This is a genomic window from Clostridium sp. 'White wine YQ' (genome assembly GCF_028728205.1).
GTDB lineage: Bacteria > Bacillota > Clostridia > Clostridiales > Clostridiaceae > Clostridium_T.
In genome coordinates, this window is the sequence record NZ_JAQYUU010000003.1 from 195,294 (window position 1) to 207,171 (window position 11,878).

The 11,878-nt window shown below is 31.7% G+C and carries 10 protein-coding genes, 1 pseudogene and 1 riboswitch; of the genes and pseudogenes, 2 read left to right on the plus strand and 9 right to left on the minus strand.

The annotated features are described in order from the left end of the window. Positions 1-46: 46 nt before the first annotated feature. Genes PTZ02_RS13160 through PTZ02_RS13170 form a run of 3 tightly spaced genes read right to left on the minus strand, consistent with a single transcriptional unit; the run spans position 47 to position 4,445 of the window. A complete protein-coding gene (locus tag PTZ02_RS13160; RefSeq protein ID WP_274228259.1) occupies positions 47-2,224 on the minus strand; it encodes an ABC transporter ATP-binding protein in 2,178 nt (725 codons plus the stop codon). Continuing rightward, the gene (locus PTZ02_RS13165) at positions 2,221-3,948 is read right to left on the minus strand and encodes an ABC transporter ATP-binding protein (protein ID WP_274228260.1); all 1,728 of its coding nucleotides are present in this window, start codon (positions 3,946-3,948) and stop codon (positions 2,221-2,223) included. The genes PTZ02_RS13160 and PTZ02_RS13165 overlap by 4 nt, the downstream gene beginning before the upstream one ends. Positions 3,949-3,977: 29 nt before the next feature. After that, positions 3,978-4,445, minus strand: a complete 468-nt coding sequence (locus PTZ02_RS13170; protein WP_274228261.1) for a MarR family winged helix-turn-helix transcriptional regulator — start codon at positions 4,443-4,445, stop codon at positions 3,978-3,980. Positions 4,446-4,863: 418 nt separating this feature from the next. On the opposite strand from PTZ02_RS13170, the gene PTZ02_RS13175 reads away from it, so the two are divergent. Together PTZ02_RS13175 and proC are read left to right on the plus strand one after the other, a co-directional pair. Beyond that, on the plus strand, positions 4,864-5,634 hold the full coding sequence (locus PTZ02_RS13175; RefSeq protein WP_274228262.1) for a DODA-type extradiol aromatic ring-opening family dioxygenase: 771 nt from the start codon (positions 4,864-4,866) through the stop codon (positions 5,632-5,634). A gap of 85 nt (positions 5,635-5,719) precedes the next feature. Continuing rightward, complete coding sequence (gene proC, locus PTZ02_RS13180; RefSeq protein WP_274228263.1) at positions 5,720-6,535, plus strand: pyrroline-5-carboxylate reductase; 816 nt, start codon at positions 5,720-5,722, stop codon at positions 6,533-6,535. A gap of 151 nt (positions 6,536-6,686) precedes the next feature. On the opposite strand, the gene PTZ02_RS13185 is transcribed toward proC, so the two are convergent. The 6 genes and pseudogenes from PTZ02_RS13185 to PTZ02_RS13210 form a co-directional block, all read right to left on the minus strand. Next, complete coding sequence (locus tag PTZ02_RS13185) at positions 6,687-7,646, minus strand: IS1/IS1595 family N-terminal zinc-binding domain-containing protein (protein WP_274228264.1); 960 nt, start codon at positions 7,644-7,646, stop codon at positions 6,687-6,689. 210 nt (positions 7,647-7,856) lie between these two features. Then, the gene (ribH, locus tag PTZ02_RS13190; protein ID WP_274228265.1) at positions 7,857-8,318 is read right to left on the minus strand and encodes a 6,7-dimethyl-8-ribityllumazine synthase; all 462 of its coding nucleotides are present in this window, start codon (positions 8,316-8,318) and stop codon (positions 7,857-7,859) included. Between the two features lie 21 nt (positions 8,319-8,339). Beyond that, a pseudogene (gene ribB / locus PTZ02_RS13195) lies at positions 8,340-8,945 on the minus strand (3,4-dihydroxy-2-butanone-4-phosphate synthase); the annotation flags it as partial. A 17-nt stretch (positions 8,946-8,962) separates the two neighbouring features. Continuing rightward, entirely contained in the window at positions 8,963-9,616 is a 654-nt protein-coding gene (locus tag PTZ02_RS13200; RefSeq protein ID WP_274228465.1) for a riboflavin synthase, read from the minus strand. A 17-nt stretch (positions 9,617-9,633) separates the two neighbouring features. After that, complete coding sequence (gene ribD / locus PTZ02_RS13205; RefSeq protein WP_274228266.1) at positions 9,634-10,716, minus strand: bifunctional diaminohydroxyphosphoribosylaminopyrimidine deaminase/5-amino-6-(5-phosphoribosylamino)uracil reductase RibD; 1,083 nt, start codon at positions 10,714-10,716, stop codon at positions 9,634-9,636. A 232-nt stretch (positions 10,717-10,948) separates the two neighbouring features. After that, a riboswitch (FMN riboswitch) is annotated at positions 10,949-11,063 on the minus strand. 51 nt (positions 11,064-11,114) lie between these two features. Beyond that, complete coding sequence (locus PTZ02_RS13210; protein WP_274228267.1) at positions 11,115-11,870, minus strand: DUF438 domain-containing protein; 756 nt, start codon at positions 11,868-11,870, stop codon at positions 11,115-11,117. Between the last annotated feature and the right edge of the window lie 8 nt (positions 11,871-11,878).

Here is an 11,878-nt window from a genome sequence, read left to right on the forward strand (position 1 = left end):
TGCTGGTTATTACCAGCAGCTTTCTATATTAGATAATGTTATATTCTTAAACAGCTTCCTCATCAAAAACTCCATTTGTAAACTGACTGTTATATAAATCAGCATAGAAACCATTTTGCTCTAGAAGTTCTTTGTGAGATCCTTGTTCTATTACTGTACCTTGATTCATAACAAGTATCAAATCTGCATCCTTAATTGTGGAAAGTCTATGTGCTATAACAAAGCTTGTTCTTCCCTTCATTAAGTTATTCATTGCCTTTTGAATATATACTTCTGTTCTTGTATCAACGCTACTTGTAGCTTCATCAAGAATTAGTATTGCAGGATCAGCTAATATTGCTCTAGCAATAGTAAGTAATTGTTTTTGTCCTTGAGATATATTTGACGCTTCTTCATTTAACTCTGTATCATATCCATGATCTAAAGTTCTAATAAAGTGGTCTGCGTGTGCAGCCTTAGCAGCTCTTATTATCTCTTCATCGGTTGCTCCCTTACGTCCATATGCTATATTTTCTTTTATTGAACCATTAAATGACCAAGTATCTTGTAATACCATACCAAATATATTACGTAGATTTTCACGTGTTAATTCTCTTATATCTACTCCATCAAGAGTAATCTTTCCACCATTAACTTCATAGAATCTCATAAGCAAGTTAACTAATGTTGTTTTTCCTGCTCCAGTTGGTCCAACAATTGCAATTGTTTGTCCAGGTTTAACATCTATATTCATGTTTTCAATAAGCTTAGTATCTTCTTTGTAACTAAAGTCAACATTTTCGAATTTAACTGCACCTGTCGGGTTATCTAATACTTTTGCATCTACTGGATCTGGAATTTCTTCTACTTCATCTAACATCTCAAATACACGTTCTGCTGCTGCAACTGTAGATTGTATAATGTTTGCAATATTTGCAGTTTGGTTTATTGGTTGAGAGAATTGTCTCATATATTGAATAAATGCTTGTATATCTCCAACTTCAATAGCTTTTTTAGTTGCTAGATATCCTCCAGTAACACAAACTACAACATATCCTAAGTTATTTACAAATCCCATTAGTGGCATTATTAAACCTGAGATAAATTGTGCTTTCCATCCAACTTTATATAATTCTTCATTTACATTGTTGAATTTTTCTAAAGAAGCTTTTTCTCTTCCGAATGCTTTTACTATATTGTGACCAGTATACATTTCTTCTATATGTCCATTTAGTTCACCTAAATGTTTTTGTTGAGCTGCAAAGTATTTTTGTGATTTACCAAGTATAGGTCTTATTACAAATATACTTACTGGTAGTACTGCTATAGCAATAAGTGTCATAAGTGGACTTATTGTAAGCATCATAATTATTATACCAACAATACTTACTACTGATGTAATAAGCTGAGTTAATGATTGTTGTAGGGTTGTACCTACAGTATCTAAATCGTTAGTAAATCTACTTAAAACTTCTCCCTTTGTTCTTCCATCAAAGTACTTAAGTGGTAACTTTTCAAGTTTATCATCTAAGTCTTTTCTCATGGCATAAACTGTATTTTGAGCTACTCCTGACATTACCCATCCTTGAATAAACATGAATAATGCACTAATTAAATAAAATCCTATTAATAGAGTAAGTATATTTCTAATATACTCAAAATCTATAGCTGGCTTATTATCTGAAAATATTGTTTTTACTGTATCTACATCTCCAGATTGTATAGCTGTATTAGCTTTCTTCAAATCATCATTTGAAATGTACTTTGATAAAATATCTTGTACTTTCTTTTGTTTTTCTTGCATGTCTGGTGTTTGTTGTGCTGCTAATGCTTTTTGCATTTCAGCCTGAGCTTGAGCTTGTATTTGTTTTGCTTGCTCTGGATGAGCTTTTATTTGCTCTTGGATTTTAGCTTTTTGCTGTTCAGTTTGTGTTTTAATTTGCTCAGTACTTTTCTCTACAGCATCTGTAACTGCAGTATATTCATACTTTGAGATTAATCCATCAAATAACTTTGTTGTTGCTTTACCCATTATCTTAGGACTTACTATCGTAAATACAGTACTTATTATAGCTACTATAAATACTGTTATCAAGCGAACCATTTGTGGTTTCAAATAACCTACTAATCTTTTTCCTGTACCTTTAAAGTCTTTAGCTTTTTCTCCACCCATTACAACGCCGCCCATTGGACCTCCGCCCATTGGACCTCTTCTCTTTGGTGCATTATTCTTCATTTCACTCATGATATCTCCTCCTCTGAAAGTTGTGAAGATACAATTTCATGGTATATTTCACAAGTACTTAGAAGCTCTTTATGAGTTCCTTTTCCTACTATCTTACCTTGATCTAATACTATAATTCTATCTGCATCCATAACTGTACTTACTCTTTGTGCAACTATTAATACTGTAGCATCTCCTGTTTCATGTTTAAGTGCTGCTCTTAATTTTGCATCAGTTTTAAAATCTAATGCTGAGAAGCTATCATCAAATATATATATTTCAGGCTTTCTTACTAAAGCTCTTGCTATAGCTAAACGTTGTTTTTGTCCTCCTGAGACATTGTTACCACCTTGAGCTATAATTGAATCATATCCATCATTCATATTAGAAACGAAATCTGCTGCTTGAGCTACTTCAGCTGCATGTCTAACTTCTTCATCTGTAGCATCATCTTTTCCGTATCTTATATTATCTGAAATTGTACCTGAAAATAGTACTGCTTTTTGTGGAACTATTCCTATTTTATTTCTTAAACTTTCTTGAGTAATATTTCTTATATCTACTCCATCTACAAAGATGTTTCCGCTTTCTATGTCATAAAAACGTGGAATCAAGTTAATTAATGCTGATTTTCCTGATCCTGTACTTCCTATTATAGCTGTAGTTTCACCAGGTTTTGCATCGAAAGATATACCATCTAAAACTGCCTCTTCTGCTCCAGGATATCTAAATACAACATCTTTAAATTCTACATGTCCATGTTCTTCATGGCTGTTATCTGGAACTTCTGGATCTAGTATTTCTGGTTTTAATTCTAATACTTCATTTATTCTTACTGCTGATGCAGAAGCTCTTGGTATTAAAATAAACATCATTGCAACCATTACTACTGAGAACATAATTTGCATTGAATATTGAATAAATGCCATTAAGTCTCCAACTTTCATTTCTCCTAAATCTATACGATTTGCTCCAAACCAAAGTATTCCTACTGCCATTACGTTAAATATTAACATCATCAATGGCATTAATACTGCCATTAATTTATTAACTTTTATTGCTGTATCAGTTAAGTCTCTATTTGCATCTTTAAATCTGTCTTTTTCAAAATCTGTTCTGTTAAATGCACGAATAACCCTTATACCTGAAAGACCTTCTCTAACTACAAGGTTTAATTTATCTACTTTCTTTTGCATACTCTTGAATAGTGGCATTCCTTTTACAGCTACAAAAATCATCATAGCTAATACTAATGGTATTGCTACTGCTATAACTCTTGAAAGATATACATCTTTTGAAAGAGCCATAATAAGTGCCCCTACAAACATAATTGGTGCCATTACAAGCATTCTTAATCCCATAACCATTACTGTTTGAACTTGAGTAATATCATTTGTGGTTCTAGTAATAAGTGAAGAAGTTGGTATCTTATTAAATTCATTAAGGGCAAATCCCTCAACATGTGTAAATACTTCTCTTCTTATATCTTTTGAAAATGCTAATGCAACCTTTGACGAATAAAGAGCCGCAAGCACTGAACATGCTGCACTTCCAAGTGCCACTAGCAGCATTATTCCACCTTCTTTAAGTATATAGTCTACATCGCTATTCACTATACCAGTATCAACTATACTTGACATTATATTTGGCAAATTTAATTCTGCCATCACTTGCAAAAATATAAGCACTAGTATTGCGCAAACTTGCAGTGAATATTTCTTTAAAAATCTTAATAACTTGATCATTTGCTTCATCTCCATTCATATAGTCTTGCTTAAAATTCTGAAAATCCCTGACTACATTCTTCTCCATTAATTTTCACTAGGTTATCTTTCATTTGCATCAATAATCTGCGAAATAATATTAGTTCTTCATCTGTGAAACCCTTAAAACAATCTTTTTTAATTTCATCATAGAACCTTTTAAGTTTTAAACTAAGCTCTTTTCCTTCTTTAGTAGTATATACTCTAAGAACTCTTTGATCTTGTTCATCACTCTTTCTCTCAATAAGTCCTGCTTTCTCAATCTTTTTAATCATCCCAGTAACGGTTGCAGGCTTAACATTTAAAGTCTTTGCAAGTTGATTTTGACTAATGCCTTCATTGTGACCTACTACCCCTAACAAATGTGCTTGCCCAGGATGTAATCCAATGGTTTCCAACAACTTATGAGCTCTATGAAAATTCAATTTTATTACTTGAGAAAAGATACCATATAATGAATCTCCATAATTTTCTTCCACTTAACTCACCTCCAATTAGTTAGGTGACTAACTATTTATAATATTAACACCCGAAATTTTTTTAGTCAACATCTTTATAAGATAAACTTATTAATAATCTATTAACAAAACCTTTTCACCTCTACAACTCAGCTATTCCTCTAGTATTTCAGTGTATCTCTATGGATTTCCAAATGCTTATTTCATGCGAATGTAAATATTTTCTTATAAAATTTTTATATACTTTTTCTTAAATATTTTAGTTAGGCAAGCAAATTAATTATACTTTATAATCATATTCATTTTCTTCAACTTTGTTCATAATTATAGCTAAAATGTTTTAGAAAATTTCTTTATATATTATTGCTTATTGATAATAATTATTATATAATAGTTAATAACTAAATATTAGTTAATTATTTAAAGGATGTGTTTTTTTATGATATCAAGTCTTTTTATTGCTCATGGAGCACCAAACATGATATACGATGATAATAAATATACTCAATATTTGAAAGATTATAGTAAATCCATACCTAAACCAAAAGGAGTTATTATTTTTTCGGCTCACTGGGAATCAAACACTCAACTTATTGGTACTTCCTCACCTTATTCCATGATATATGACTTTTATGGATTTGAAGATAAGCTCTATAATGAATACTATACTGCAAACTCAAATTTAGATTTAGCAAATAGGATTAAGAATTTGTTAGACTCTAGTAATATTAAGAGTAAGTTTGATAACAAAAGAGGAATAGATCATGGAGCTTGGTCTGTACTCAAATTAATGTATCCAACTATTGATATTCCTGTTGTAACTATGTCTGTTAATCCATATCTATCAAATTCCGATCAATATGATATTGGGAAAGCTCTAGAACCACTTAAAGAGGAAGGTATTCTTATAATAGGCAGTGGCGGTATTGTTCACAACTTAAGAGAGGTTGATTATTATAGTAATTCAGTTACTCCTTGGGCAAAGGAATTTAATAATTGGATTCAAAATACTATTTTAGATTGGAATACAGATAATCTCTTTAATTATGAAAACTTAGCTCCAAATGCTAATTTAGCTGTTCCTAGAAATGAGCATTTTATTCCTCTCTTAATTGCTATGGGAGCTGGAGATAATAATAAGGTGCCTGAACATCTAATTGGTGCTTACCAATTTGGAAACTTAGCCTTAGATATATGGAGATTTAATTAAATATATATCACTTAGTTTTTACTCCCTATACTATAAATCCCCTTTTATGATAAAATAATTTTATTAATCATAAGGGGGTTTATTTATGAACAAAAAAATAGGTTTTATAGGCTGTGGTAATATGGCAAAGGCGATTATTGGAGGTATTATATCTTCTAATTTTATATCTCCAAAAGATATTACTGCTTCAGCTCTTTCAGATAAAACATTACAATCTGTAAAAGAAACGTTTGGAATCAATGTTATAAGAGATAACAAAGCAGTTGCAATGTCTTCAGACATTATTGTTTTGGCTGTTAAACCACAATTCTTTAATGATGTAATTCCTGAGATAAAATCTTCAATTAATAAGAATGCTGTTATTGTTACTATTGCAGCAGGAATTACGATAAAATATCTTGAGGATAACTTAGGTAAGGATGCAAAAATTATAAGAATAATGCCAAATACGGCTGCTCTTGTTGGTGAAAGTTTAACTATGTTATGCAAAAATTCTCTTGTTTCTGAAAATGAATTTAACTACATAGTAGATATGTTCAATAAGGTTGGCAAAACAGAGATCGTGGATGAGCCAATGATTGATAAGGCTTTAGCTATAGGCGGTTCTTCTCCAGCTATGGTTTATATGTTTATAGAAGCTATGGCAGACGGGGCAGTTCTTCACGGTGTACCAAGAGAAAAAGCTTATAAAATTGCAGCTCAAGCAGTTTTAGGTTCTGCTAAAATGGTTTTAGAATCAGGGATTCATCCAGGTGCATTAAAAGACATGGTTTGTTCTCCTGCCGGTACCACTATTGAAGCTGTTTATTCTCTCGAAAGAAATGGTTTTAGAGGCGCTGTCATAGAAGCAATTGACCTATGTACTGAAAAAGCTATTAATATGTCTAATTCAAAAAAGTAAACATTAAAGTTCAGAGTCATAATTCCTGCTTGCTCTGAGCTTTTTTCTTTATTTAATATTTTTATTTATATGTACCTTATTTAATAATATCTCAAACCCTATACACTGTTAAAGAAAAGTGTTGAAATGAAAAACAGTTATATTTTAAATTTTATATTTGATTTATTCCATTAAATTTCACGAACTTGAAATCCAAGTTTATTAGTTTTCGGTTACCTCTTATACACGAATCTAATAAAACTTTACGAATGTCATATTTATCAATAATCATCCTAAACCAATTTATATAAAAACTAATATATTTAGTTGCAACACCCCTAAAATTTCTGATAAATTGCTTAAACAATACCCCTTGTCTTCTAACTAACCTAATATCCACATCCTTGACATTGTATTTAGAACTCCCATCCATGCAAATCTTCAAATTATTTTTCTTAGCAAAATTAACATAAAGCAAATTCCTACATACACCAATAATCTTAACCTTTTTCATCTTGCTTTCTAAATGCTTATCCAGTACTTCTCTGCTAATATACCCTTTTGATACTGCCTTTAAATATTTATTATCTAATAAATCCCTGCAGTTAAGAATTGATATAAAACTTCTTCTAAATATTTCATTATCAACTATATAGCTATCACTTAATACCTTGAAACTCTTACTTTTAGAGTGATTCCCTTTAAAATTTTCCTTCATTCTAAGTTCATCGATTTGAACAATCTTTGAAAACTCCTTATCTTTTATTCTATGTTCTACCGAACTTAAAATTTTGTGCCTCCACTGAAAACTTGTAACTAGGCTTATTTTTAACATCTTTGATATCTCTCTTAAGGTCATACCTTCGCTCATATAGTGGGTATATTCAGCCCACTGTTTAAGTTCCTTCTTACTATAACTTACTGGAGTTCCAGTCATCTCAGAAAAACTTTTGCCACAATCTTTGCAAATATATCTTTGTCTCAAAGCCTTTGTTTTCCCATTTTTGCTGATATCATTAGAGAAACATCTAGGGCATTTAACTTCTTTATTAATAAGAATGGTTGCTATACTATTTTCAAAATCAATATTTTCTGCTATATTCTCATTTAATTTGTTTCCAAGTAGCCCCATCATGCACTCCTCCAATTCTTTTATTAAATTCTTGACCATTATTGAAGTGTGTAATCAATGTTTTTTATATTGAGGCTTATTTATTTTCAGGACCTTTATACACATTTCAACACTTCTGTTTAACAGTCCGTATGGATTGGAGAAATGATATATATACAATATAAAAAGAGTACCAAAACCATAAATGTCTTAGTACTCCTCAAAAATCATTTAAAATTCTTTTATTAAATTTGCCATTTCTATTGCAGAAACAGCTGCATCATAACCTTTGTTTCCTGCTTTAGTTCCTGCTCTTTCTATTGCTTGCTCTATTGAGTCTGTTGTTAATATTCCAAACATTACTGGAATACCTGTATTTAAAGAAACATTAGCGATTCCTTTTGAAGCTTCTGCACACACATAATCAAAGTGTGGTGTTGCTCCTCTAATTACTGCTCCTAAACATAAAACAGCATCATATTTCTTACTTTCAGCCATTTTCTTTGCAATTAGTGGTGTTTCAAATGCCCCTGGAACCCATGCTATTTCAATATCTTCATCATTAGCACCATGTCTTTTTAAACCATCTAATGCTCCACTTAAAAGTTTTGAACCAATAAGTTCATTAAATCTTCCCACTACAATACCAAACTTCAGACCCTTTGCTACTAAATTACCTTCATAATTCTTCATAATTACATCCTCCTATAAATTGTTTTGTTTTCTATACGCTATTAGCGCTTCAATTGTAATTATCTTAAGTCCATGTTTTTCAACATATTTCATTAAGTCCCCTGTTCTCGCCATTGTTCCATCATCATTCATAATTTCACAAATTACCCCTGCTGGTTTTAACCCTGCTAGTCTTGGTAAATCTACAGCTGCTTCCGTATGTCCTGGTCTCTCTAAAACTCCTCCATTTTTAGCAACTAAGGGAAACACATGCCCTGGTCTTCTAAAATCCTCTGGTTTAGATGATTCATCAAGTAATTTAACTATTGTTTCTGCTCTTTCAAATGCTGATATACCAGTTGTTGTACTTATATGATCTACAGAAACCGTAAAGGCTGTTCCATGATTATCAGTATTATTCTCAACCATTGCATTAATATCTAACTTTTTAGTCAAACTTTCTTCTAATGGTGTACAAATAAGACCTCTTCCATAGGTAGCCATAAAATTAATATCCTCTGGCTTAGCTTTCTCGGCTGCCATTAAAAGGTCCCCTTCATTTTCCCTATCTTCATTATCAATTACTACTATAATTTTTCCTGCTTTAATATCTTCTATAGCTTCTTCTACAGTATTAAACTTAAACATCTTACCCCTCCACTATTCTAAAATCCATTTTCCATCAAAAACTCCATTGATATAGAGCTTTTTTTCTTTTCTTCTTTTCCTTTATTTATTCCTAAAAGTTTCTCAACGTATTTGCCTATTACATCACATTCCAAATTAACATAATGCCCTTTTTTCTTATTAAGAAGTGTTGTTTCCTCTCCTGTATGAGGTATTATAGAAACCTTGAAAACTTCATTATCAACATAAGCAACTGTTAAGCTTATTCCATCTATAGCTATCGAGCCTTTTTCCACGATATATTTAAGTATTTCTTTAGGCGCCTTTATGGTTACCCATACAGCATTTGACTCTTTCTCATTTGATGTAATGATTCCAACTCCATCAATGTGTCCACTAACAATATGTCCTCCTAACCTATCACTTGCCTTTAATGCTCTTTCAAGATTTACTTTCGATCCAGTTTTGCATTCACCAAGATTACTTCTCCTCATGGTTTCTGCCATAACATCTGAGTAATATCCATCACTCCAGAAATCAGTAACTGTTAAACAAACTCCGTTTGTACTGATGCTATCCCCCCTCTTGCTATCCTCAAGCACTTTTTTAGCCCTAATTTTTATTCTTGCTCCATCACCAGACTTCTCAATAGATTCTACAAATCCTATTTCTTCTACGATTCCTGTAAACAAAGTCATTAACCACCTTCCTATATATAACCTTCCACTAAAATATCTTCCCCAACAATTCTGGTTGTAACCTTATTTAATCTAAAACATTCCTCTATTTTATTAACGCCTTCTCCTTCTACTGAAGTTTTGGCATCCCTTCCTCCAATTATCTTAGGTGAAATATAATATTGCACCTTATCAACTATTCCCTCTTTTAATGCTGAGAAGTTTAAGGTTCCGCCACCCTCCAATAAAATTCCGTCAATGTTTTTCTTTCCAAGTTCAACAACTAAATCCTTAAGATTTACCTTTCCATCTTTCTCTGGCAAGATAATAACTTCTATGCCCTTATTTCTTAGAATATCAACTTTTTCTTTTGGAGCCTTTTGAGTTGTAGCTATAATACAATTTGAATCTTCATTTACCACTAAAACTTTTGAATCTAGTGGAATTCTCAGTCTACTATCAACTATAATTCTTTTTGGATTTCTTCCATTAGCCATTCTACAAGTTAAAAGAGGATTATCCATTATCACGGTGTCTACTCCGACCATTATTCCTGATAATGAGTTTCTAAGTTCTTGAACTTCTTCCCTAGCCTCTTCTCCTGTAATCCACTTTGACTCCCCTGTATGTGTTGCTATCTTGCCATCTAAACTTATGGCTGATTTTAATACAACAAATGGCTTTTTAGTTACTATGAACTTATTAAACACTTCATTTAGTTTTTTGCATTCTTCCTCTAGTATTCCTACTTCTACTTCTATCCCATGTTCTAATAACTTATTGATGCTTTTCCCTGCTACTAATGGATTAGGATCCTTTTGTCCTATAACAACTTTAGCAACTTTATTTTTTATTAATGCATCAACACATGGTGGAGTTTTACCATAGTGATGACAAGGCTCTAGTGTTACATAAACTGTAGAACCTTCCACACTCTCCACAGCACTGGATAATGCATTTACCTCTGCATGAGGTCCCCCATAAAATTCATGATATCCTTGCCCGATTATCTTATTATCTTTTACTATTATTGCACCTACCAAAGGATTAGGATTAACTTTACCTACTCCTTTTCTAGCTAACTCTAGTGCTTTTCTCATGTAAAACACATCCACTAAATCTCCTCCCTTTAAAGACCAATATCAAAATTATTTTTTCCTTTTTTAAATAAAAAAAACCTGAGTTATTAAAACTCAGGGCATTAAAATCAAATATTATCCACAGTGAATAAAAAAACTATAGTCTTTTTCCACAATAGATAAACAAAAAGCTCTGAAATTATAAAATTTCAGAGCTATACATTCAATTAATTTATATGGTAAACATAGATACTGCTTACTATACCTTAATAATCTTCTTTCATCCAGACTTTACTGTCGGCCTCGGAATCTCACCGAATCTGCTAAAATAGCTCGCGGGCTTTACCGCCGGTAGGGAATTTCACCCTGCCCTGAAGACCTATATATAATTTTATACTAAAAGCATATATTAACGTCATTAGCTTGTCAATTAATTAGTGACTAGGTGTAAATCCACAATATCCTATTTTATCACATCTATCTTTCATTTCCTCCCATTTGCTATCCTCTTTAATAGTTTCAAGCGCAGAAGGATATAGAATGTAATTTTCTTTAAATATATGATCTCTTAGATTAAATATAAGGTATTTTGCTGTTTCATCTAAATCTGACTTAAATGCTTCAAAATTTACATATTTAGCATTCTCTCCAAGAGATTTTATTCTTCTCTTTTTCTCTCTTAAATCCTCATGTTCCATTTTCATAATTCTTGTAGGACCAGTTACCCCTAAAGCTTCCATTTCAGGGAAAAGTACTTGTTCTTCTCTTTGATGATGATTCTCAGCATCTAATATATTATCAGCTAACTCAACTAGCTCTTTAGCTATATTACCTTCCTCATCATAATTATCCATCTTTTGAATCTTATTGTTTAATGCCTCAAGTCTCTTTAAGAGCTTTAAGATTTCTTCATGCTCTTCTATCATAGTATTTAAAACGTGTCCCTCAGTAATGCTTGTCTTGATCTTATCCAATTCATCCTTAAGAACTTCCATATGGACTTCACATAGGCCTCTTAATTCTTGAGGATTCATTCCTTCTTCTATAAGATTTTGTTCTGCTATAGATAATTCAACTGGACTTATTTCTTTAACTATATTTAATGCCTCTTGTCTAATTTCCTCAGTTGCTCCTTCTTGATTTAATTTCTTTAGTATTACTGATAAATTCTCTATTCTTTCCTTGTTCATTTTATTCT

What these genes read in the sequence shown, in the direction of transcription:
- PTZ02_RS13160 (WP_274228259.1), bottom strand. Translation starts at nt 2,224, where the DNA reads ATGAGTGAAATGAAGAATAATGCACCAAAGAGAAGAGGTCCAATGGGC.
- PTZ02_RS13165 (WP_274228260.1), bottom strand. Translation starts at nt 3,948, where the DNA reads ATGATCAAGTTATTAAGATTTTTAAAGAAATATTCACTGCAAGTTTGC.
- PTZ02_RS13175 (WP_274228262.1), top strand. Translation starts at nt 4,864, where the DNA reads ATGATATCAAGTCTTTTTATTGCTCATGGAGCACCAAACATGATATAC.
- proC (WP_274228263.1), top strand. Translation starts at nt 5,720, where the DNA reads ATGAACAAAAAAATAGGTTTTATAGGCTGTGGTAATATGGCAAAGGCG.
- PTZ02_RS13185 (WP_274228264.1), bottom strand. Translation starts at nt 7,646, where the DNA reads ATGGGGCTACTTGGAAACAAATTAAATGAGAATATAGCAGAAAATATT.
- ribH (WP_274228265.1), bottom strand. Translation starts at nt 8,318, where the DNA reads ATGAAGAATTATGAAGGTAATTTAGTAGCAAAGGGTCTGAAGTTTGGT.
- PTZ02_RS13210 (WP_274228267.1), bottom strand. Translation starts at nt 11,870, where the DNA reads ATGAACAAGGAAAGAATAGAGAATTTATCAGTAATACTAAAGAAATTA.